Here is a 20,503-nt window from a genome sequence, read left to right on the forward strand (position 1 = left end):
TATAGTAAAATGAGCGATTTTTTTAAGTACGACTTTTATATAATTGCTTGATGCTTCCCATTTGTTTGTATTTGCCCGTATGTATACACCCCTCGATAAAAGTTCTCTCTATCTAACATGCGTTTCACTTGTACTTTCGTAAACAGCTTTCCTTTCTCAGTACAATACCCTTCCCTATTTAGTCGTTCTGCCAATTGAGTTAGCGACCAATGTTTAAAAAAGTGTCTTAATTCAAATAGTCTACGTACAACTATCGCTTTCTCCGCATCTACCTCTAACACTTTTTGTCCTTTCTTTACTCTATAACCAAACATCACACCGCCCCCCGCATATCCACCTTGTTCTGCTTTTTTCTTTCTGCCTCTACTTAGCTTTAATGCAATCTCAAGACGTTGATATTGATCTAATAGCTCTAACATACCATTTACTAAAAAGTCATTTGGGTCATGCGTGTATATACTATAATTTGGTTGTTCAATTGCTTTCACATCTACCTTGTGTTTCTTTAGCTCTCGTTGTATTAACACTTTTGCCATATCAGAGCGCCATAACCGAGATGTATTTAGTACAATAACTTTGCTCACTTGATGATATGCCATATCCGACAATAGCTCTTGTAGACCTTCACGTTCAACTGTTAATCCATCTTCATCTACTTTCGCTCCGCTGATTCCTTTATCTTCGTATATGTGAAGCAGTTGTAGTTTATTTTCGATGCAGTACCGTTCAATTTCTTCTACTTGATACGTTAGGCTATACCCTTCACGCACTTGTCCTTCCGTTGAAACTCGTACATAACCAACTACTTTCTCTCCCATATTGAGCCCCTTCCCGTTACAGCAATTAAAGTCCCTGTAACGTTTACCCGTTTTTTGCGGATAACGTATGCATAACGTCCATCCGTTAAAACGTACTTTACGATGACTTCAAAAAATAACACAACCCTTTATTTTCCCCTCTACTATCGTCGTACACTGTACATAGCCATTACAATCTATAAAACAACAATAAAAATTTAACACTTAATCCACTTATAAAATTATAATGCTCTTTTAAATTTCTACGCTAAAACGCAAAAAAGCACTTGTTGCCTTTAATTGACAATCAAGTGCTTTAAGTTCATATGTTTTTAAGTTGCGTAAATTTGTAAGTTTTGTAGTAACAATATGACACCTTTTGTACATCATGACAAATACTATATTAAAACTTACGAGTTTGTACGAGTTCGTTAGTTTAATATACATTCCATGTGTTTATATTCATCACCCATTAAAATGTTATCTCGCCTAAGCTCGTACTTTATTTTCTATTCTATCATTGCACACAGTACTCCATGACGGTACAACCATCATGAGTCTTTACTTTTTAACAGCCTGTTTTAAATTGCAACATCCTGATAACCTACTTCAATTATTTTTTCATTTAATAGACGAAGCCCTAATCCATTTTCTATATCCCATGTACAGTTAAATGTAATTCCAATATCTCGCCCTTCAAAAATATCCGCATATGGAACAACAATTCCATCTAAAGTTATCATTTCTAGTATTTGATCAGGTGTTTCAATTAATGGATAATTTTCATTTAATCCAATATCATAACCTAGTTCATGTCGCTTTTGTTTGTAATAGTCTAATATTGATTGCAATAAACTTGGCTGTAAATCCTCCCAATTCTGCATTAATGCTTGATATGCCATATACTGCTCTTCATCAAACTCTCCATCTTCTTCACCATCTATCATCAAAGATATCTCAGATTCTTTTCCAAAAAAACGAATAATGGTATCCTTAGTCCAACCATACTCATACTCAAGTTCACCAAAAATTGGATCGTTTATAGTCATTTTAAAATCTCCTCTTTTTATTTATTAGCAAACCCTCCAGGTTTAAAAGCTCCTGCGTTTATTTCCCCTACACCACCAAGGTGTCCGAATTCACTATTTATTTTTGTTGGCACGAGTTGCATTGTTTTAACATCATTTAATTCATGCCATGTTAATTTATTTTTTTCTCGATATTTTTTTATATCTCTTGCACTGATTTTACCAGATTCCATCCCAAATTGACTTGCTAATTCAGGTGAACCATTAATCTGGTCAGCTAATTTTTGGTCTGATTGAACAAAATTAGCTCGTCTGGCTTTCCCTCCATAAGTTCCTTTTCCTCCAAGCATATAGTTGATTTCAACTTGTGCCTTTGCTGTTGGTGAAAAGTCAGGAACTGCATTTTTATATTGAATACCCTCAATCCCAACTTCATCTAAAATTTGTTTTAATTGACGGTCTGGTGGTGGCTTAAGTATGCACTTAGATTCACCCCGTATTCCCTCAAATTCAACCTTTGGATTCTCTAATGCAGGTGTCTGATTAAGCCTTGCCTCATAAGAACTAGCAAAATCAGTTTGTCTAAAAGCAGGTGGAACTTCAGCCTCTCTATTACCCGTACCCTTAGCAAGTTGATAAGCGTCATCCTTAGCTGCCGTACTTGCCTTTGAAAACTTTCCAGCTACTTCTCCAACAGTTGAAGATTCTATATAAGGAAGCTTCATTCCTATTCCAGTATCCACCATCCTAACTGCTACTGGAATAGGAGTATTTTTCATAGCATCTAGCGCATTCTTTAAAGTCTTATTTTCCTTAAGCGATTGTACCACATTTCCACCCAAATTTGGATTGAAACCAGGCATTCCGTCTTTGAATTTTAATAATTTGGCTAAATCAGCTAATTCACTCGTCCCTTTGAATGCTTTTACTCCTTTTCCTACTGCTCCAACAACTGGGATTGCATCTAATCCGCCAAAAATGATGTTTCCTACCCGCTCTTCTTGGCTCAATTTCCTGTGTGTTCCCCAGTCTTCTCCGTCGATACCACTTTTGATTTGTACAGCGCCGTATACAACTGCCGCAGCGGCCCCGAGTGGCGGGCAAAGGATTGTTGTGATGATGATTCCTACGCCTATTCCTATGTCTCGTATCATTTCTAGTTTTTTCTGTTCATCTTCTATCGATTTGTATTCAAATCCTCGTGTGGATGGGACTACTTTCTTGTATTCTTCATAATTTAGTTTTGCATCTGGATTTTGTTTTTTTAGTTCTTTGTATTCCCCTCTCAGTACGTTATCAAATGCAGGTGAATCTTTAAAAATATCTTCTACAGTTATTTTATCTTTTTTTGTTTTTATTGTTTGCGGTACACTTCCGTATCCCGCATGCGCATCTGGTAATACTGTCGTTGTTGTAGAGCCAATTCGGTTATTTGTTTCGAAGCTAAGAATAGATGTATCTCTCATTTTTTGAGCGAATTTATCCATTTCTACTAAAAAAGGTTTATCTATATGTTCAGATACCAATCGCCCTGCTTCTCCGCAATATCTTTGTAATGTCGAATAGCTATCAAGTAATTCCCCGATTTTTTGCGATTGATCTTTTGGGTTAAAATGTATACTGCCATCTGAGTCTAAATCTCGTATTCTTCCATCAATTTTTTTCAATAATTCATTTGCGTACCGTAATTTTATGAGTGCATCTTTTGCAATTCGATTCATACCATCCCCCATGTTTTGCCATGGTTCAGGTCTATATTTCACATCCATTTCGTTTTCATCCCCCAGCCGTATGGTGATTTCTACAACTTACTTAATCTTTCACGTAATTGTTCATCCTTTTCAAGCATTTCCACGCATACATTTCCTACAACTTTCGCCGACCTCGAATAGTGTTCAGCCAATTCAAGTGTTTTGTGCAATATATCAGGATATTTTTCAATTACTCTCATCGCTTCACCTTTTTGATAAAAATCACTGCTTAATAAACTCTCAATATTTGTTCCAATGACGTCTACATGGATTGTATATATATCTTCTAATTTCATTACTATATCAAGTAGTTCTTGAAAATTAACTAATACTTCTTCTCCACCGCTAGAACCACCATCTCCCATTGATACTTGCATTATTCAATACCTCCTAACGAGAATTGTCTCGGATCAATTAATTTTTTATACGGCATTTTTAACACGTCATACAATTTCTTATTTACCGCATAGAGGCTCACCCAGTCATATCGATTACGTTCTACATCTATTTGAACGAAATCTTCTCCTTCAGTGAAATATAAGAAACATTCCCATTTTCCTCCTCTATTACTCCGAGGCCTCGTATACGTTTCCATCGCTATAACGTCTTTATTTGATAAATCTTTTTCCTCAAATGTTTGTTGTTCTGTTTCTGTCATTCTCTTTGAGAAAAATGTATCTTCTATGTCCCTCGGTTCTCTCAATAAGAAAGGAATGCGTGTTAATAAGGAAAAATATACATCTGGTTTTGGTATGTAGTCGATCTCGTATTTTTTATTTGGCTCTATTTCTGTTAATACAGCCACTCGGTCCGTATCCTCTTTTAAAAAGCCAATTAATACATTATTCATTCTCGTGTATTCATGACAATTTTCATATTCTTTTAATAGCTCAATCATTTGAAAAGCTGCAGGGGTAATTCCATTTTCACTTGTAAGTAAGTCTTTTTCTTTTAAACTCGCAGTTGCTTTCGTGACACATTCTTCATCAAGTAAAATAATTACGTCACGGTTTGGCAATCCAAATATATCCGTAACCCCAGCTGCACCTGCGAGAACGTATAATTCAGCAGGTGCAAAACTCATTTCTTTCCCCATTCTTTTATTCCTCATTTCTCCATCACAATTTTTTTATCGCCCTTACTTCCGATATATCGCCGTATGTTTGAATACTTTTCTCTAACTCTTTCAAAGCTTTCGTATGTCCTTCAAATGCCTCTACCATTTCTGAATTATATTGAATGATTAAATCAAGATAACTTAAAAAGGCATCTCTCGTTTTTCCATTCCATTTCGCACATGTAACGTACGCTTTTAAGTTTTTCGCTTGGTTTAAAGAATCCTTCATACCGTTCTCTATGTTTTGCGCGTAAGAAATGGCGCTTGCAGTGTTACTTCCTATAATTTCAACCTCTTTGCCACTCATGTGGATTCCCTCCATTCTTCGTATGCTTAATGAATAAAGTTTTCAAATTCCTTTTTCTTTTCTTCAAAAGCCTTGGTCGCTGCAGCGTATGCTGACGCTTTTTCCGCTTCTGCTTTCGCTTTATATTCCAAATACTTTGCATAAGCTGTACTTATCGCAGATCCAACATCGCTTAATGCACTTTTAAAATAGGATAATACTGTATTTAAGTCTTCATCCTTTTCATGACGTTTTTGTTCAAATTCCACTGCTGGAATTTTATTTGCTTCTAAGCCATTACTTTTACTCTCATAATCTCTCTTCGCTGATTCAGCCTCTTGAATGTATTGCTTTAATTCTCTTTCTTGATCTTTTAAATAATCATGTAATTTATCATACTGATCTCGTTTCCTCGCGCTTTCTGTAAAACCCGATGCATTTAAAAAAGCATTATACAATTCATCTAACATCTTTCTCCCCCTTTATTACAATAACTATGTAGTTAAATTCATATATTTAAACATTAATATTCATTACATTGAGAATTTATAAATAATTATTTTTGCATATTGCTATTTTATCAAAGGGGTTTTAACATTTCCATATTTTATAAAAAGGTTTCGCATTTTTCTTCAATTAAATAACAATGAATATTTATTATCTAAAAATTATAGTTTCATATAGATTATTGAAATTTTATCCACATTAAGGAAATGAATAACAAATAACCATCATTTACATGTTATAATTGCGATGTATACATTTAATTGTATTAAATGTATATGTGTAATACGTATATTTAATAAAGTTAAATTAAACTAGGGAGGCTTTCTCAAATGGGCAAGAAGACAAGCAAAGCTAAAAAAATTTTGGGATTCTTAATCACCACAGCACTAACAACTACAATGATGGTAGGCACAGCAAACGCACAAACAACTACGAATAACTATAAAGTAGCTGGCAATGCGAACACTGTATTTACAGATGTACCAAAGGACCACTGGTCAAAAGATGCTATTGATTACTTAGCGTCAGCAGGACTTTTTAACGGATATGGAAACGGAAAATTTGGTTTTGGGGATAATATTACTAGAGGCCAGGTAACTTCTTTAATCGCTCGTCATTTAGGTTTAACAGCAAACAATGAACAGAGCAATATGTTTAACGATATTAAAAATCATATGTTTGAAAAGGATATTAAAGCTATTGTACAGGCTGGAATTATGACAGGTGATGGAACAGGTGCTTTTCGTCCAGATGATGCATTAACTCGGTATGAAATGGCAGTAGTATTACAAAAAGCATTTCAATTACAATCAAAAGGACAAAATAACTTTAAAGATGTACCTCAAGATCATTGGGCTTATAAATTTGTAAATACGCTACGTAGTAACCGAATATCCTACGGTGATGAGGCAGGTAATTACAATGGCAACATGCTTGTGAAACGTGAGGAGTATGCACAATTTTTATATAATGCAATAGCAAAAAACAGAGATTATAATTTCAACATCAATACAAAAGAAGAAATGAAACAAATGTTAACAACAGCTTTACAGGATGGGACGTTTGGTCCATTTAAATTAAATGCATTGGGTAAAGATATATCTGAGGTGAAAAAAGAATTTGGAGTACCTGATGTTTGGAAGCAAGCACCATGTACAGAATGTGATGCACCTAATATAGCGGTATACGGCGATTATAATATTGACATGTACCCTTCGGACGCTAGATATATTTCAGTGAAAATGGATATCTCTATCAACGAATTAAAAGAGTGGTTTGGTGAACCAGATGGAATCGGAGCGGATATGACTAGTGAAGGCTTTATATATAATCGAGGAAGCTATTCTCTTTATTTCAGCTTCTCTGATGGTTATATTCAACGCGCTGAGATATCTAAAAATGAAAAGCGTTAATACGTTACAAGCAATATAAAATATTATAAAGCATAAAAAGATCCTTCAAGAACATGCCTTTTCTTGAAGGATCTTTTCCCTATCTATTTAACAAAATCCAAAGCTATAAAACTCCTACTGATTAAACTTTATTCTTCTTAGTGCTCCGCATCCCATTCACTTAAATACGTTGCATATTCTATTTCATCTGGATCATCATGTAACATAGAAATAAACTCTAATTTATTCCCATCACAATCTAGAAAATATACGCTTGCAGCTGGCATCCACCTTTGGACAATTGGTTCTCGATTTCCTTTCCCTTGACTCCCTACTACCTCTATTCCACGCTTCTCTAACCATAATTTAGAAGTCTTTAAAAACTCTAAATCTACACGAAAAGCGAAGTGTTTCTTCTCAAAATCTTCATTACTATGTACTTCCCATAACCCGAGCATTTGCTCTTTACTTTCTCCTACCCAAAAGAAAGCAACTCGTCTTTTCGATAGTTTTTTTGCTACTGTTAAGCCTAACTTATTTTGATAAAAATCTATCGCCTTTTCTAAATTTCTTACATGTAAATGAGTTTCATATATGCTTTGTATCATTATATATTTCCCTCTCCTCTACATTCTGATTTTTAAAATATATTTTGTTTTTATCATACAAATATTTATATTTTTAAGCATCCTACTTTTGTATAATTGTTCTGTCCTACCAATGTATAGGTATCCATCTTTAACTAATGCCTCAACGCCGGAATTCAATACAATGAAACTAGTGAGGTTTTATTCCCCACACTAATCATGCTTTTATGGATAATTGGCTCTCACCTAATTTCCTCCCATTAGAAGTTTTACTGCCCACAAATAGCAGAATAAAAATTCTATTTACATTCATAAATTTTTATAATGTAATAAGATTAACATCTTAATAATAGAGGAGGAACCATTCTGGATAAAACCAAAGTTATGGCTTATTTTAGTGCAACGGGTGATATATTCCCTGTTGAAGCAATTACTGACGCCCTAAGTATCGAGCCTACCAGAACTTATAAAAAAGGTGATGTTGTTGCAAAACGTGATAATCCGAATCTTGTATCCACCAAAACCCTATATAGAAAAGAAACTAATTGGACTTTCAGCACCGGCTATCAAGAATCATACGATATAAATAATCAGTTGCAAGTTATTCTGAAATCCCTTGAAGGAAAAACAGAACAATTAAAACATCTCAAGAAGAAATATAGTTTACAGTTTCTTTTTATGGTAGTGATTCAAGTGGAGAATAACGAATCATCCGCGATGTATTTACAAAAAAATATTATTGATTTTGCTAGTTCCATTCAAGCAGAAATTCATTTTGATCTATATATTTGTTAAAAATAAAAACGCTATTGATATTGGAATCAATAGCGTTTTCTTATGTGACTCTATGTTTTATCTTGCTTGTACCCAAAAGCAAATTCTTTTTATATAACGTATTACTTCAATTTCCCCTCAAAGACAATCTTTCTACCGCACGGTTCAACTTCTGTTTTGCCGTTTTTCTTCACTTCATGAAAGATTGGTTCTTCCATACGACGAGACGGTGCATAGCCTTCTTGTTCCATACGTGCTAAGCAGTCTGTAATTGTTTCGTTTTCGAGTACTTCAAATTTCTTTTTATTAGGTTGTTTTGTCATGCCCTAACCTACTTTCTATTTTTCTTGATGCGAATTGATTCTTCATGTAGACCATATATACCATTGCGAGAATTCCTATTATAATCATAACTGCAATAAAAAAGCTTGTATACTGTATTTTTTCTATAAATACGCCTCCTAATACAGGTCCCAGTATACTTCCTAAACTAAAGGCGATTCCAGATAATATATTACCTGCTGGTAATAAGTGCCTCGGTAATAAATCTGTCATAAATCCAAGTCCTAAAGAGAAGCACGATCCAATGACCATACCCGCTAATAGCATACAGGCAAAGACAATCCAGTAATATTGGTCAAATACAGCTGCCAGTAGAAAAATCCCCGTACTTATGCTGAACGTCCACGTTAAAATACGGTCTCTTCCATATTTATCACTTAATATACCGAGCGGAATTTGTGTAATAATGCCCCCAACTGCAAATGCTGGTAATAAGAAGGATACTTCTGAAACAGACCATCCTTTACGCAGTGCGTATACTGGTAAGTTACTATTTAACATTGCTTCTAGTACGCCATATGCAAGTGGTCCTAGTAATGCAATCCAACCTAATCCAACAACTTGTTTATAACGAAAAAATGATGATTCACTCTTCACTTCTCTTTCATCTTGCGCCGGGAATGCATTTTTCGTTGGAAGTAATAAAAGCCAACCTATTAAGCACAGTATAGTAGATATAATAAATGGTGTTGCAAGACCGTACTGCACAGTGCTTGCTAAATACGGACCAACAGCAAAACCAATTCCGAAGAATACACCGTATATCGATACTTGTCTCCCTATTTTACTTGGGTCTGATGTTGTCGTAATCCATGTTTGTGTTCCGACATGAAGCATATGATCTCCGACTCCAACTAAAAATCTAAGAACGAACCATACCCAAAATGAAAAAGTTTGTGTAAAAAAGAATAATGAAATAATAACGAGAAACCCACCAATGACGATAATTGGCTTCATTCCAAACTTTTGCATCGGCTTTTCAAGAAACGGTGAAATAACTAATATCCCAATGTATAATGCCGTCGCATGAATACCGTTAATACTTGAACTTACCCCTTCTTGTTCAAAAATCATTGCAATGGCCGGTAAAAGCATCCCTTGTGATAAACCTGAGATTGCTACAATTCCAACCATAATCCAAAAAGTAAAACGCATCGACATCCCTTTCCCTCTCCTTCTCACGCTTTCCACTTTTCATTATAAACTGTTTCTTCAAATGCGTGTACGAATATTCATAATAAAAAAGAAGCTAAAAGAATGAACCTTTTAGCTCCTTATCCTTCCCATACTTGCGCTTTCACATTGTTATGGAATTGCTTGAAATACGGATGTTTATAAAAAGCAGTTTCATACACGTATTGCTGTGCATGAGCAATTGGTGGCTGCGGGTATTGCATTTGTAAAGGAACTACAGCTGGTGAAACTTGCATATACAGCGGATCGATCATTATTTTTGTATATATATGATGATTATATGGCGAATGCGCAATTAAGAACGGATGATGCATTGATAATCTCCCCTTTTACCTACAATGTTATAGTATATGCAATACTTATCATTTCGGGGATTATTTCTCTTCTAACCAATCCTCTACATGTTTTATAAATACATCTAAACAATCAATAAACGGAGAATGACCGCAATCCTCTAACACTTTCAACTCTGCATTTGGTAAATGTTTTGCTAATTCCTCACCGACTACTTGCGGTACGACATAATCTCTGTCACCTTGTATGACGAGTGTTGGAGCTTTAATATGATGGATTTGCTTATTTCCCTCTACAACCCCGTTATGTTCATCCGAAATATTAAATGTAATGAGCGCATAATTCACATCTACGAAATTACGCTGCTTCAACATATCGTCTAAATACTTTTCATAACGATCCGGTTCCGGTTGATTATGTGTATATATTAATAGATTCCATACTGTACGGTAATATAATTTATTCATATTTTTTATCGCATCTAGCACTGGAGCGATTTGTACGGGATCTTGCGCGATTTCTTCTTTCGTCTTTACTAAACTTGAGACGATTGGCTGCCCGTTAATATCTTTTTTAAAAATTGGATATCCCTTCATGCCTACTGATTCTACTAAAATTAACTTTTCGACAAACGTTGGATGATTCGCTGTAAATTGCATCGCAACACCACCACCCATTGACCAGCCCATTAATGAAAATTTTTCTAGTTTTAATTGATCGATAAATAGTTTTACATCTCTTGCAAAGTCTTGTAATGAATCTATCGATTGATTATATGTTGATTGGCCAAATCCTCTTAAATCAAGAGCGTAAATATGGTATTGATCTTCCAACTTCTCAATAACTAAATCCCAGTGTTGTGACGATGTCATGTTCCCGTGAATGAGTACAAGAATTTCTGTATTTTGCCTTCCAACTTCCTGATACGCAATCGTTTCTCCGTTCGATAGTGAAACAAACTCCATTGTTGCAGGCTTAATCATCACAAGTTCCCCCATTCTATTTAATAGAAAGAAAATTCTTTACTTACTTAAAGAATAACATACAGAATGTATGTTCTCAACATAAAGCCTATACAAAATTATTACATAAATCAACATGTCTATTACTAGACAATTATAATAAAAAAGTATATAGTTAGCTAGGTAACTAATTTGAAAGGATCTAACTATATGGACGAAAAACAACATTTTTTTCACATTGTCAGCCAGACTTCTCGAAAATTCACAAAAAAATTTAATGAACGCGTATCTCCAACTGGGTTATTTAGTGCGCAATGGGCTGTTATTTTCCGCATTAATCAAACCGGTTCTTGTACGCAAACAGAATTGTGCCAGTACTTAAATGTTGAATCACCAACGATGACTCGTACGTTAACACGTATGGAAACGATGGGCTGGATTATTCGTACAGAAGGAAAAGATCGTCGTGAGAAGCTCATTTCTTTATCAGAAACAGCGATAAAAATGATTCCGGTATGGCAAGAAGAAGTTGATACTTTCGAAGAAAAAACACTAGAAGATATTAACGAAGATGATTTACATCAAGCATTTCAAGTGTTACAAAAAATCATTAAAAATTTAGATTAAATTGGAGGGATGACGATGCAAAGTGAGAAACTTTGGACGAAGGATTTCCTCGGAACTTGTTTTAGTAGTCTATTTCTCTTCTTAACATTTTACATGCTTATGACTACTCTGCCCGTCTACGTTATAGACAACCTAAAAGGAAAACCTGAGGAAATTGGTTTAGTTGCAACTGTTTTTCTTATTTCATCAGTTTTATGTAGACCATTTACAGGTAAATGGCTCGATGATTTAGGAAGAAAGAAAATATTATTTATTTCACTTTCATTATTTTTAGCTGCTACTGTTATGTATTTCGGTGCGCAAAGTTTATTTTTATTACTTGCCCTTCGCTTCTTACATGGTATTGGGTTCGGTATGGCAACGACAGCAACTGGTACGATTGTCACAGATGTTGCGCCAGCTCATAGACGCGGCGAAGCACTTGCCTATTTCGGCGTATTCATGAGTTTGCCGATGGTAATTGGTCCTTTTTTAGGTTTAACAATTATTTCTCATTTTTCATTTACTGTACTATTTATCGTTTGTTCCGTATTTTCATTGCTTGCATTTTTATTAGGACTACTTGTAAATATTCCACATGAAGCACCAGTAAAGAAACAAAAACAAGAAAAAATGAAATGGAAAGACTTACTTGAACCCTCTTCTATTCCGATCGCTCTTACAGGATTTGTTTTAGCCTTTTCTTATAGTGGCATTTTATCCTTTATTCCTATTTATGCAAAAGAGCTCGGTTTAGCTGACATTGCAAGTTACTTCTTTATTTTATACGCACTCGTTGTTGTAATTTCTCGTCCATTTACAGGTAAGATTTTTGATCGCTTCGGTGAAAATGTACTTGTTTACCCAGCTATTATTATTTTCACAATTGGGATGTTCATTTTAAGCCAAGCACAAACTTCATTTTGGTTCCTTGGTGCAGGTATGTTAATCGGTTTAGGCTACGGAACATTAATTCCTAGCTTCCAAACGATTGCGATTTCTGCCGCTCCAAACCACCGACGTGGTTCTGCGACAGCTACGTACTTCTCATTCTTTGATAGTGGTATTGGCTTTGGTTCTTTCATTTTAGGTATCGTCGCAGCAAAATCGAGTTACCATAATATGTATTTAATCGCAGCTATTATCGTTGCTTTCACTTTACTACTCTATTATGGATTACACGGACGAAAACAAAAATTCAAGAAACAACATACAGACGGAAAAGTTTCCGCTTAACATAAATAAGGAAAGTAAACTTCCCCGTTTACTTTCCTTATTTTGTATTTCTTTCACTAGAAGCGTATACTTATAATAATAGAAATAAAAAGGAGGGACCGATATGAAACTTAAAAAACCTCCCCTACTCTTACTCATAATCACATTTATATTTGTAATTACAGGGCTCGGTTTTACATACTTCAAACATAATAAAACAATCCCATCGAAAAATAACGTGACGAAGAAAAATTGGTTAGATGATCCTTACTTACGTTGGTCGTACACACATATGAAAGAATTCACTTTAATTAACGAGGTAAAACATAACCCGGATCACGTTTCCCACTTCTCTACCACATCGCAAAACTTAGATGATTTTGCTGTGGAGCGTAGATTTGGAAATACAACTCCTCTAAAAAAACTTTTAGACGATAACAAAACGGATGCTTTTGTCGTTGTACACAATGGACACCTTGTTTATGAACGATATTTCAACGGGTATAACGAGAGTGAACCTCATGGCATGGCATCATTAGCGAAGGTCTTTACTGGTGCAATTATACAATCTCTCGCTGAAGAAAATCTTATTGACTTAGAAAAAACAGCTGACGCATATATAAAAGAATTAAAAAATACACCGTTCGGTAATGCCACACTTCAGCAATTATTGGATATGCAAGTTTCTGTAGAATACCCTACTCACGGATATGAACATCCAGCGTTAGAAAATCAAGATGCACAACTATATTTAGCGAGCAATATTTTACCTAGAGGTAATAACTACGACGGTCCGATGAAAATTTATGATATGTTACGAGAAGCAGAAGAAACTGCACCGCCTGGTTCCGATTTTTCTTACGATAACGGATCAGCAGAAACACTCGCTTGGGTGATTCGAACGATCACTGGTAAATCATTAGCTGAAAATGTTAGCGAAAGAATTTGGTCTCAAATTGGTATGGAAGAAAACGCGTATTACGTTACAGATGAAACAAAAATAGAACAGGCAAGCGCTGGCTTAAATGCAACTGCTAGAGATATGGCTAGATTCGGGCAATTACTACTAAATAACGGGGAATATAACGGAAAACAAATTCTCCCTTCTTCTATTACTGAAGATATAAAAAATGTCCAAGAAGGTGAACTTGCAGTTGGCCCTGGAGCTTCCATTTCTTATCATAATCAATGGTGGATTCCGCACAATGAACAAGGTGCTTTTGAAGTATTAGGTAGTTACGGACAAACACTTTACATCGATCCGAAAGCAAATATGGTCATCGTCCACTTCTCTTCTAACGCTACACCAAGTAATGAAATACATTCTGTTTACTCAAATATGTATATTGATATTGCACATCATATAGAGAAGCTTCCACAGTAGTGGAAGCTTTTTCTTGTTGGGGTGTTTTATTTGAAGCCACTACCCTCATCAAAGTTATTCATCATTAAACTTTTTATTAGCAATCCAATAATACGTTACGAAGAGTGTCAATAAGATCCAAATAATCGTTAGTAGTACATTGACAACTGCGGTTGCATTCACTCTCCCCGTGACTAACATTTCCATTGCATGTTTACTCATACTGGCTGGATTAACCTGATCTATTATTGGATTCAAACCGACAATTATTCTACAAGCTAAAAGAAAAGCAATTGAAATTAGCGCAATAATACCTTGAGTTTGAAAAATAGCACTTATCATTGTTGTGAAAGATAAGATAAATAGAACCCAAATTAAATAAAATAGTAATCCAGTAATCATGTGCGAAAACGGAACAACAGTAAAAAGATAGTTTATATATAGATAAGAGGTAAAGTATCCAATCATTACACTGAACGCTACTATTACATAATTTGATACTATTTTCCCAGTTATATATGAAGTAACCGTAACAGGTCTTGTTAAAATAAAAGCTAACATACCGTTAGCTTTATCTGTTTGAATGGCACCCATCATAGAGATTACTAGAATCATAAGTCCGAGCTGATCAAACTGAGACCCCAAAGTACTTGCTAGTACTTCGCCTCCTTGTTGTGCTGTCATACTCGGATCGATGGTAATCCCCTGCCCTCCACCTAATGCTCCTAAAATGGATGGTAAGTAATGCGTTACTATTGGCTGTGTTGCCCCTAAAAATATAAAAACAATTGGTAGCCAAATGATCTTAAAATCACGTAACATTTGAACACATTCTTTTCTTATCAATACCATTAGATTATTCATTTTTGCACCACCAATTTCAAGAAAATTTCTTCTAAAGTATCGTTGCTCATTTCAAATTTAACGATGTCCACTTTATGTTGGAGTGCATTTTGCAGTAACATAATTTTATTTATTTCGATACTCTCAACCTTCACTTTGACTTTAAGTCCTATCACTTCTACATCCTTCACATACGGTAAATTTTTTACAACGTCAATCCATTCTCGGTCTTTAGCTGTAATTTCAATGATTAATTTATTTTCACTATTACGGTGTAAAAGCTCAGTAATTGTTGTATCTTCTATCTTTGTTCCATCTTTAATCATGACAAATCGTTCACAGATTTCTTCTGCATCACTTAATATATGGGTTGATAATAAAATAGTCGTATCTTTTTTTATTTCTTCAATGAGATTTAATACTTCCCTTCTACCTATTGGATCTAATGCAGATACTGGTTCATCCATGACAATAAGCGAAGGCTTATGTAATAATGCTTGTGCAATACCAAGTCTTTGTTTCATTCCCCCAGAAAAGGTACTCACCTTTGAACCTTCTTCTCCACTTAATCCAACTTTCTCCAAAATTTTTGGTATCGACTTTGACAATGCTTCTTTTTTCATCCCTGAAAGTTGCCCCATAAACATAAGGGTTTCTCGCGCTGTCATCCAATGAAAAAAATTAGGGTATTGCGGTAAGTAGCCAATTTCCCTTTTCATTTTTGATATTTTTATCCCATTCAATAACACTTCACCAACATCTGGATTAATAATATCTGAAATCACTTTTATTAATGTAGATTTCCCTGCCCCATTAGGTCCGATTAACCCTACACATTCCCCTGATTGCAGTTCCATCGAGAAAGTATTGACAGCAATTTTTCCTTTAAATGATTTTGTTACATTTCTAATCTCTAATTTCATAATTTCTCACCGTCCTTTCTCCCTATAACAAAGTACAGAATAGGCCCCAATACGTTAACAAAGATAATAATTAGCGTCCATACAAGTACATTTTTTCTTGTTTTTCTATTTCGATATAAATCAATTAATGCAATGAAAACTAAAAGTGCCCCGACTGCAATAACCGGCAATATGATCGGGAGAAACGCCATAATATCCATGTCTTTAAGATCATTCCATCCATAATGTAGTTGCATTTTTATCATTCCTTCCTAAACTCATTATCATTATTGATAATAATAATGATAAATCAAGAGCAGATGCATTGCAAACATTATTCTCATTATTTATAATGAGAATAAATAATGAATAAGGTGATATATAGTGAGTAATAAAGTTGAAATCTTAATGCATCCAGTAAGAATGAAAATTTGCCAAGTATTAATGAGAAATAAGGAAGATGGACTAACACCATTAGAAATGGTAAAAATCATTAAAAATGTACCACAAGCAACTCTATATAGACAGCTACAAACTATGGTTGATTCTGGTATCGTCCATGTAATTAACGAAAAAAAGGTGAAATCTGTTTCTGAAAAATATTACGCAATCAATGAAGAAGATGCAAAAATTGAAGGAAGTGAGTGGAAAGGATTATCTGATGATGAAAAGCTAAACTACATTTCTTATTACCAGTTATCACTTATGACACAATATCAAAGTTACCTTAAGAAATTAGAGGAACAAAACAGTCAAGAAGATAAGGCTACTTTTTCTGTTGTGGAATTAAAGCTCGATGAAGAACACTTTGGAAAATTTCAAAACGAACTTAACGAATTAATGATTAAGTACTATAATAGCCAAAGTAAAGACAACGAAATAGAGGCTCCGGTTCGGACTGTCGCTATTACAATTATTCCAGAAACGTGAACTAACTCAATATACATAATACAAGCCGATGCTTCCTTACCATAGGAATCATCGGCTATCTTCATTTCAGAAATTGTTTTGACTTCTAATCTATGGCTAGCGAAAAAACTGATTTAGAAATTCGAATGTGCTTAAAGATCCTGTCTTTCTTATATTAAATGAACTCTTTTCTTTCTTTTCTTATATTCGTCTCATACCATCCACATTCCCTCCAAACACTTTTTAAAAAGAAGCATGGGTAAACTAATAAATATAAATTAGAAATCCACCAAGAAATATCGAAATCTAAACGGATTGTCCAAAATGCTAGAGCTTGTAATCCTGAACAAAAAGTTAAAATTAATGATAAGAATGCAAAGTGGCTCCAAATATGTTTTTGTTTAGAATGTAAATACATGAGCATACCCCTGTTGTTCCCTCTTATTAAAGGAGGAACTATTATGGGATTTGGTGGTAATTGCGATTTTACTGAAGGTTTTACTTTATTAGTTGTATTGTTTATTTTATTAATCATCGTTGGAGCTGCTTGCTTCTGCTAAAAAACTATAAGAAAAGACACTATGATAAGAGTGTCTTTTCTACTCTCTTTAAAGAATGTATATCAACCTCATAAGTATTCCCATATGGTCTAAGCGCCGAAAGTTCTTCCTTTGGCCCATAAAATAATACTTTCAAATCATCATCTTTATACTGAACTACAAAGAAGTCATCAAATTGGTCAAATGTGTTTTGATTGATCGTGATAAACCCTTTTTCTTGGGCAGTTGTTTTAACACTTATTCTTCTCCCATCTTTAATGACATCATATCCATGCTGATTAGTCACTTTGGATAGCTCACCATTTGTGTAAAGAACACAAAAAAATTCACCTAGACGACCTATAAGATGCCTTAATTCAGTCGCCTTACAACCAAGAACATTCATCTCAAATCGTAACATTTCAAAGTATGCCTCATATAACTTTTTGATTTGTGAGATTCCTATTTTATCCTTATCCTTATAAAAAAGAAGTTTACCATTATCCCACTCACCTACAACAGATTCACAATCTGCCCCTTTAGGTTTGTGAAAAACTAATCCTGTATAAGGATAATTTTCACCTACATATCTATAAGTTTTTTTATTTATATATATAAACAGATTTTTATTAAATACTCTCCCTTTATTATAACGGTTATAACAATAATCAGCAGGATTAATACTCCCCGGTTTCGTATTAAATTTTGTTATTAATCTGTCCTTTATCTCTGCAAATGTTACAGTATCGCCTATTTTCTCTTTAAGAGCCTCTATAAATTGCTCATAAATAGTCAATGTAATCCTCTCCTCATGCTTATCAATATTTTTAGCCATAGTACAACCTTTACTCTATAATTTGACCCGATTGTAGAATAACGTAACCGATGTTTTTAACTTTTTATATAATCATCTATATAAATTTTACATTTAATCACTTAAATTTCATAGCCTAATAGAGTAAAATATAAATTGGAGAATTTTATTAAAGGCTCGAAATAAAGATAATACTCCATTAAGAGCTCTTTTTAATTAGGAAACGCGTCTTTTTTGTATTGGCTTTTTAAATAAGGTAAACGTGAAGAAGCATTATAAAAAACAGGACAATAATATTAAATTGACTTCCATTCGAAGGAGTTTAAGCTTTGCATGTATGACTATTTGGTTGAGCAATCGATATGTTGTGCTGAAACGTCAATATATAAAAAAAAGGATCTCTCTTGATAAAGAGAGATCCTTTTTTTACTTCTTCTTCTTTTCTGTCGGTTGGCTTTGTTTAGCGAAATTAGATGAATCATCGAAATTCGGTTGCTTTTTACCAGCATTATTACTTCTACCTTTTCCCATATGTAATGCACCTCCTCTCATCCTTACTATTCCCTATAAAAAAATCCTCTTGCATCCAGGAGGATTTTTTTATTGTCTCTTATTAATCATACCCAACTGTTCTCGTAGTACTTCCAACACTCCCGGTTCTTCCATACCATTTTGGATAGTTTTAAAACCATAGCGTTGATGGTGATTATCATGTTAGCTTGATAAAGAACAGCTTACGAATGAATTTGATATTGGCCATGAATTAGCCATGTATTATGTATCATCCTTTCTAAAAAACATAAAAAAACACTATCCCTTCTCATGTTTTTACAGAAAGAATAGCGTTTTTTTCATTTTAATGGTATTACTTGATATTAATGTGTATTCCTATGAAAACTAATATAAAAATAGCATCAATATACTTGTTACAATCCCGACCCAAATGCAGAGAATGAAACAATAACCCATGATATCTTTAATTTTCAATCCCAGCACCCCTAAAAGAGGTAGTGCCCAGAACGGCTGAATTAAATTTGTCCAGGCGTCCCCCCAGCCTACCGCCATAGCGATAGTAGCCGGATCTACACCTAACTTCAATCCTGCAGGGACCTGCAGTGGCCCTTGCAAAGCCCATTGCCCCCCGCCAGATGGTGCCAATAAGTTCACCAATCCCGCTGACCAATATGTAAATATATCAAAGGTATCCTTTGACGCAATAGATGCCATCCATTGAATGATTGAGCTCCCCAATCCTGAACTACCTAAAACAGCGATAATCCCCGCATAAAATGGAAACTGTAAGATAATTGGAGAAATGGATTGCGCAGATTCTTTGAATCCTTGCGCAAAGTTGCCAAGAGAACCATGCAAGAGTAAACCAAGTGATAAGAAAAACAAATTAATGATATTTAAATCTAAACTATGACTGTTCATGAATTCATAAACACAATACAACGTGCCAATTCCGCCTAATAATATTCCTAGAACCGGTGTCCATTCCAGTTTTTCCGCAGGAGTTAAATTCTTTTGAGGAGGTTTTACAAAAGAATTTGTATCTGTTTCGATTGCTTTATAGCTGATAATCCCACTTTTTGGAGCCATAAGGACAATAATAATTGGCATCGTGATGAATAAAATGAAAAAAATAATTAAAGTAGAGTAACTAAAAATTGTTTGTGAGGTAGGAATAATTCCAATCATATCTACAAGAAAATGATCCTTTGTGGCAATTGTCAGGCCAATAGAACTGGAGAGACCTGCGCTATATAAGGCTGTCGGAGCGTAAGCAGCAGCTACAAGTAATGGAAAATGTGCATTCGGATTCTTTTTCGCTACTTCCTTCGCAATGATCGCTCCCACAACTACGGCTAGTCCCCAATTAATATAGTATGCAATTGCACTGATCAAAAATGTCATCGTATAAGCCTTTTGGGGTGTATCGGCTAACTTTGCAACGGACTGCAAGCCTCTATTAATAAAAGGGACAGAAGCTAACGTCATCCCTGTAACCATTAGCAATACCATTTGCATTGTAAATGTTAAATAAGTCCAAAAACCATCCCCCCAAGATTTTACGATTTTGTACGGATTTGAGGGATTCATTAACAAAGCTATAATGAAAGTAAATAAAGTGAGCAGCACTGCAATAACAAAGGCATCTGGGACATATTTCTGAGACCATCTCGAAAATACATTTGCACATCGTGTAAGCAATGATTCTTTCTTTCCTGGTTCTGGATTTGTCTCCAACAAGGAATGTTTCATAAATATTCTCCTTTCTA

At 34.6% G+C, this 20,503-nt stretch carries 24 protein-coding genes and 1 pseudogene; 7 read left to right on the top strand and 18 right to left on the bottom strand.

Annotated elements, in window-relative coordinates; all coding sequences use genetic code 11:
• Positions 1 to 35 precede the first annotated feature (35 nt).
• From FS802_RS13230 to FS802_RS13265, 7 genes are all read right to left on the bottom strand, one after another.
• On the bottom strand, positions 36 to 818 hold the full coding sequence (locus FS802_RS13230) for a recombinase family protein (RefSeq protein ID WP_098653472.1): 783 nt from the start codon (positions 816 to 818) through the stop codon (positions 36 to 38).
• 560 nt (positions 819 to 1,378) lie between these two features.
• Positions 1,379 to 1,846 (bottom strand): DUF6985 domain-containing protein, encoded by a 468-nt coding sequence (locus tag FS802_RS13240; protein WP_000154329.1) that lies wholly within the window; start codon positions 1,844 to 1,846, stop codon positions 1,379 to 1,381.
• 17 nt (positions 1,847 to 1,863) lie between these two features.
• Positions 1,864 to 3,594: an HNH endonuclease gene (locus tag FS802_RS13245; protein ID WP_144525071.1), complete on the bottom strand. Its 1,731-nt coding sequence runs from the start codon at positions 3,592 to 3,594 to the stop codon at positions 1,864 to 1,866.
• Positions 3,595 to 3,626: 32 nt separating this feature from the next.
• Positions 3,627 to 3,953: an MFS transporter gene (locus tag FS802_RS13250; RefSeq protein WP_144525073.1), complete on the bottom strand. Its 327-nt coding sequence runs from the start codon at positions 3,951 to 3,953 to the stop codon at positions 3,627 to 3,629.
• Positions 3,953 to 4,672 (bottom strand): DUF5081 family protein, encoded by a 720-nt coding sequence (locus FS802_RS13255; protein ID WP_144525075.1) that lies wholly within the window; start codon positions 4,670 to 4,672, stop codon positions 3,953 to 3,955. Before FS802_RS13255 ends, FS802_RS13250 begins: the two co-directional genes overlap by 1 nt.
• Before the next feature lie 22 nt (positions 4,673 to 4,694).
• Positions 4,695 to 5,000, bottom strand: a complete 306-nt coding sequence (locus FS802_RS13260; protein ID WP_000014540.1) for a WXG100 family type VII secretion target — start codon at positions 4,998 to 5,000, stop codon at positions 4,695 to 4,697.
• A 26-nt stretch (positions 5,001 to 5,026) separates the two neighbouring features.
• Positions 5,027 to 5,449, bottom strand: coding sequence for a hypothetical protein (locus tag FS802_RS13265; protein WP_098653469.1), 423 nt, complete (start codon positions 5,447 to 5,449; stop codon positions 5,027 to 5,029).
• A 366-nt stretch (positions 5,450 to 5,815) separates the two neighbouring features.
• Here FS802_RS13265 and FS802_RS13270 point away from each other — a divergent pair, with 366 nt between their 5' ends.
• The gene (locus FS802_RS13270) at positions 5,816 to 6,898 is read left to right on the top strand and encodes an S-layer homology domain-containing protein (protein ID WP_144525077.1); all 1,083 of its coding nucleotides are present in this window, start codon (positions 5,816 to 5,818) and stop codon (positions 6,896 to 6,898) included.
• 137 nt (positions 6,899 to 7,035) lie between these two features.
• Here the strand turns inward: FS802_RS13270 and FS802_RS13275 are convergent, their stop codons facing one another.
• On the bottom strand, positions 7,036 to 7,485 hold the full coding sequence (locus FS802_RS13275) for a VOC family protein (protein ID WP_098707647.1): 450 nt from the start codon (positions 7,483 to 7,485) through the stop codon (positions 7,036 to 7,038).
• 363 nt (positions 7,486 to 7,848) lie between these two features.
• On the opposite strand from FS802_RS13275, the gene FS802_RS13280 reads away from it, so the two are divergent.
• Positions 7,849 to 8,259, top strand: coding sequence for a DUF4279 domain-containing protein (locus FS802_RS13280; protein WP_144525079.1), 411 nt, complete (start codon positions 7,849 to 7,851; stop codon positions 8,257 to 8,259).
• A 101-nt stretch (positions 8,260 to 8,360) separates the two neighbouring features.
• Here FS802_RS13280 and FS802_RS13285 read toward each other — a convergent pair whose 3' ends face one another.
• The 4 genes from FS802_RS13285 to phaZ all read right to left on the bottom strand — a co-directional run bounded on the left by FS802_RS13285 (position 8,361) and on the right by phaZ (position 11,066).
• Positions 8,361 to 8,561 carry an NETI motif-containing protein gene (locus tag FS802_RS13285; RefSeq protein ID WP_000166305.1) on the bottom strand — a complete coding sequence of 67 codons (201 nt, stop codon included), beginning with the start codon at positions 8,559 to 8,561 and terminating at the stop codon, positions 8,361 to 8,363.
• Positions 8,545 to 9,741 (bottom strand): MFS transporter, encoded by a 1,197-nt coding sequence (locus tag FS802_RS13290; protein WP_098653465.1) that lies wholly within the window; start codon positions 9,739 to 9,741, stop codon positions 8,545 to 8,547. The genes FS802_RS13285 and FS802_RS13290 overlap by 17 nt, the downstream gene beginning before the upstream one ends.
• A gap of 113 nt (positions 9,742 to 9,854) precedes the next feature.
• The gene (locus FS802_RS13295; protein ID WP_098653464.1) at positions 9,855 to 10,088 is read right to left on the bottom strand and encodes a hypothetical protein; all 234 of its coding nucleotides are present in this window, start codon (positions 10,086 to 10,088) and stop codon (positions 9,855 to 9,857) included.
• Between the two features lie 60 nt (positions 10,089 to 10,148).
• Positions 10,149 to 11,066: an intracellular short-chain-length polyhydroxyalkanoate depolymerase gene (gene phaZ / locus FS802_RS13300; protein ID WP_141545927.1), complete on the bottom strand. Its 918-nt coding sequence runs from the start codon at positions 11,064 to 11,066 to the stop codon at positions 10,149 to 10,151.
• A gap of 174 nt (positions 11,067 to 11,240) precedes the next feature.
• Between phaZ and FS802_RS13305 the strand changes: the two genes are divergently transcribed.
• The 3 genes from FS802_RS13305 to FS802_RS13315 all read left to right on the top strand — a co-directional run bounded on the left by FS802_RS13305 (position 11,241) and on the right by FS802_RS13315 (position 14,235).
• Positions 11,241 to 11,657, top strand: a complete 417-nt coding sequence (locus FS802_RS13305; protein WP_000343677.1) for a MarR family winged helix-turn-helix transcriptional regulator — start codon at positions 11,241 to 11,243, stop codon at positions 11,655 to 11,657.
• Positions 11,658 to 11,672: 15 nt separating this feature from the next.
• Positions 11,673 to 12,872: an MFS transporter gene (locus FS802_RS13310; RefSeq protein WP_098707648.1), complete on the top strand. Its 1,200-nt coding sequence runs from the start codon at positions 11,673 to 11,675 to the stop codon at positions 12,870 to 12,872.
• A 103-nt stretch (positions 12,873 to 12,975) separates the two neighbouring features.
• A complete protein-coding gene (locus tag FS802_RS13315; protein ID WP_098653462.1) occupies positions 12,976 to 14,235 on the top strand; it encodes a serine hydrolase domain-containing protein in 1,260 nt (419 codons plus the stop codon).
• A 54-nt stretch (positions 14,236 to 14,289) separates the two neighbouring features.
• Here FS802_RS13315 and FS802_RS13320 read toward each other — a convergent pair whose 3' ends face one another.
• Genes FS802_RS13320 through FS802_RS13330 form a run of 3 tightly spaced genes read right to left on the bottom strand, consistent with a single transcriptional unit; the run spans position 14,290 to position 16,216 of the window.
• Positions 14,290 to 15,078, bottom strand: coding sequence for an ABC transporter permease subunit (locus FS802_RS13320; RefSeq protein ID WP_144525081.1), 789 nt, complete (start codon positions 15,076 to 15,078; stop codon positions 14,290 to 14,292).
• A complete protein-coding gene (locus FS802_RS13325; protein WP_144525083.1) occupies positions 15,075 to 15,980 on the bottom strand; it encodes an ABC transporter ATP-binding protein in 906 nt (301 codons plus the stop codon). The genes FS802_RS13320 and FS802_RS13325 overlap by 4 nt, the downstream gene beginning before the upstream one ends.
• Positions 15,977 to 16,216 carry a PLD nuclease N-terminal domain-containing protein gene (locus tag FS802_RS13330; RefSeq protein ID WP_098653459.1) on the bottom strand — a complete coding sequence of 80 codons (240 nt, stop codon included), beginning with the start codon at positions 16,214 to 16,216 and terminating at the stop codon, positions 15,977 to 15,979. The genes FS802_RS13325 and FS802_RS13330 overlap by 4 nt, the downstream gene beginning before the upstream one ends.
• A gap of 127 nt (positions 16,217 to 16,343) precedes the next feature.
• Between FS802_RS13330 and FS802_RS13335 the strand changes: the two genes are divergently transcribed.
• The gene (locus FS802_RS13335; protein WP_098707651.1) at positions 16,344 to 16,889 is read left to right on the top strand and encodes a transcriptional regulator; all 546 of its coding nucleotides are present in this window, start codon (positions 16,344 to 16,346) and stop codon (positions 16,887 to 16,889) included.
• A gap of 154 nt (positions 16,890 to 17,043) precedes the next feature.
• Here the strand turns inward: FS802_RS13335 and FS802_RS13340 are convergent.
• Positions 17,044 to 17,286: pseudogene (locus FS802_RS13340) on the bottom strand (DUF5360 family protein); the annotation flags it as partial.
• 43 nt (positions 17,287 to 17,329) lie between these two features.
• Between FS802_RS13340 and FS802_RS13345 the strand changes: the two are divergent.
• Positions 17,330 to 17,428 (top strand): YjcZ family sporulation protein, encoded by a 99-nt coding sequence (locus FS802_RS13345; protein ID WP_078183057.1) that lies wholly within the window; start codon positions 17,330 to 17,332, stop codon positions 17,426 to 17,428.
• A 19-nt stretch (positions 17,429 to 17,447) separates the two neighbouring features.
• On the opposite strand, the gene FS802_RS13350 is transcribed toward FS802_RS13345, so the two are convergent.
• Together FS802_RS13350 and FS802_RS13355 are read right to left on the bottom strand one after the other, a co-directional pair.
• Positions 17,448 to 18,203, bottom strand: a complete 756-nt coding sequence (locus FS802_RS13350) for a DUF7225 domain-containing protein (protein WP_098653457.1) — start codon at positions 18,201 to 18,203, stop codon at positions 17,448 to 17,450.
• A 915-nt stretch (positions 18,204 to 19,118) separates the two neighbouring features.
• Positions 19,119 to 20,486 carry a short-chain fatty acid transporter gene (locus FS802_RS13355; RefSeq protein WP_098653456.1) on the bottom strand — a complete coding sequence of 456 codons (1,368 nt, stop codon included), beginning with the start codon at positions 20,484 to 20,486 and terminating at the stop codon, positions 19,119 to 19,121.
• Positions 20,487 to 20,503 lie beyond the last annotated feature (17 nt).

It is taken from the genome of Bacillus sp. DE0042 (assembly GCF_007680225.1).
GTDB classification, from domain to species: Bacteria; Bacillota; Bacilli; order Bacillales; family Bacillaceae_G; genus Bacillus_A; species Bacillus_A wiedmannii.

Excerpts from the sequence above, each read along its gene's own strand:
- FS802_RS13280 (WP_144525079.1), top strand. The coding sequence starts at position 7,849 with ATGGCTTATTTTAGTGCAACGGGTGATATATTCCCTGTTGAAGCAATT.
- FS802_RS13230 (WP_098653472.1), bottom strand. The coding sequence starts at position 818 with ATGGGAGAGAAAGTAGTTGGTTATGTACGAGTTTCAACGGAAGGACAA.
- FS802_RS13275 (WP_098707647.1), bottom strand. The coding sequence starts at position 7,485 with ATGATACAAAGCATATATGAAACTCATTTACATGTAAGAAATTTAGAA.
- FS802_RS13265 (WP_098653469.1), bottom strand. The coding sequence starts at position 5,449 with ATGTTAGATGAATTGTATAATGCTTTTTTAAATGCATCGGGTTTTACA.
- FS802_RS13250 (WP_144525073.1), bottom strand. The coding sequence starts at position 3,953 with ATGCAAGTATCAATGGGAGATGGTGGTTCTAGCGGTGGAGAAGAAGTA.
- FS802_RS13320 (WP_144525081.1), bottom strand. The coding sequence starts at position 15,078 with ATGAATAATCTAATGGTATTGATAAGAAAAGAATGTGTTCAAATGTTA.
- FS802_RS13240 (WP_000154329.1), bottom strand. The coding sequence starts at position 1,846 with ATGACTATAAACGATCCAATTTTTGGTGAACTTGAGTATGAGTATGGT.
- FS802_RS13260 (WP_000014540.1), bottom strand. The coding sequence starts at position 5,000 with ATGAGTGGCAAAGAGGTTGAAATTATAGGAAGTAACACTGCAAGCGCC.
- FS802_RS13270 (WP_144525077.1), top strand. The coding sequence starts at position 5,816 with ATGGGCAAGAAGACAAGCAAAGCTAAAAAAATTTTGGGATTCTTAATC.
- FS802_RS13325 (WP_144525083.1), bottom strand. The coding sequence starts at position 15,980 with ATGAAATTAGAGATTAGAAATGTAACAAAATCATTTAAAGGAAAAATT.
- FS802_RS13310 (WP_098707648.1), top strand. The coding sequence starts at position 11,673 with ATGCAAAGTGAGAAACTTTGGACGAAGGATTTCCTCGGAACTTGTTTT.
- FS802_RS13290 (WP_098653465.1), bottom strand. The coding sequence starts at position 9,741 with ATGTCGATGCGTTTTACTTTTTGGATTATGGTTGGAATTGTAGCAATC.
- FS802_RS13315 (WP_098653462.1), top strand. The coding sequence starts at position 12,976 with ATGAAACTTAAAAAACCTCCCCTACTCTTACTCATAATCACATTTATA.
- phaZ (WP_141545927.1), bottom strand. The coding sequence starts at position 11,066 with ATGGGGGAACTTGTGATGATTAAGCCTGCAACAATGGAGTTTGTTTCA.
- FS802_RS13285 (WP_000166305.1), bottom strand. The coding sequence starts at position 8,561 with ATGACAAAACAACCTAATAAAAAGAAATTTGAAGTACTCGAAAACGAA.
- FS802_RS13330 (WP_098653459.1), bottom strand. The coding sequence starts at position 16,216 with ATGCAACTACATTATGGATGGAATGATCTTAAAGACATGGATATTATG.
- FS802_RS13355 (WP_098653456.1), bottom strand. The coding sequence starts at position 20,486 with ATGAAACATTCCTTGTTGGAGACAAATCCAGAACCAGGAAAGAAAGAA.
- FS802_RS13255 (WP_144525075.1), bottom strand. The coding sequence starts at position 4,672 with ATGGGGAAAGAAATGAGTTTTGCACCTGCTGAATTATACGTTCTCGCA.
- FS802_RS13345 (WP_078183057.1), top strand. The coding sequence starts at position 17,330 with ATGGGATTTGGTGGTAATTGCGATTTTACTGAAGGTTTTACTTTATTA.
- FS802_RS13305 (WP_000343677.1), top strand. The coding sequence starts at position 11,241 with ATGGACGAAAAACAACATTTTTTTCACATTGTCAGCCAGACTTCTCGA.
- FS802_RS13245 (WP_144525071.1), bottom strand. The coding sequence starts at position 3,594 with ATGGATGTGAAATATAGACCTGAACCATGGCAAAACATGGGGGATGGT.
- FS802_RS13295 (WP_098653464.1), bottom strand. The coding sequence starts at position 10,088 with ATGCATCATCCGTTCTTAATTGCGCATTCGCCATATAATCATCATATA.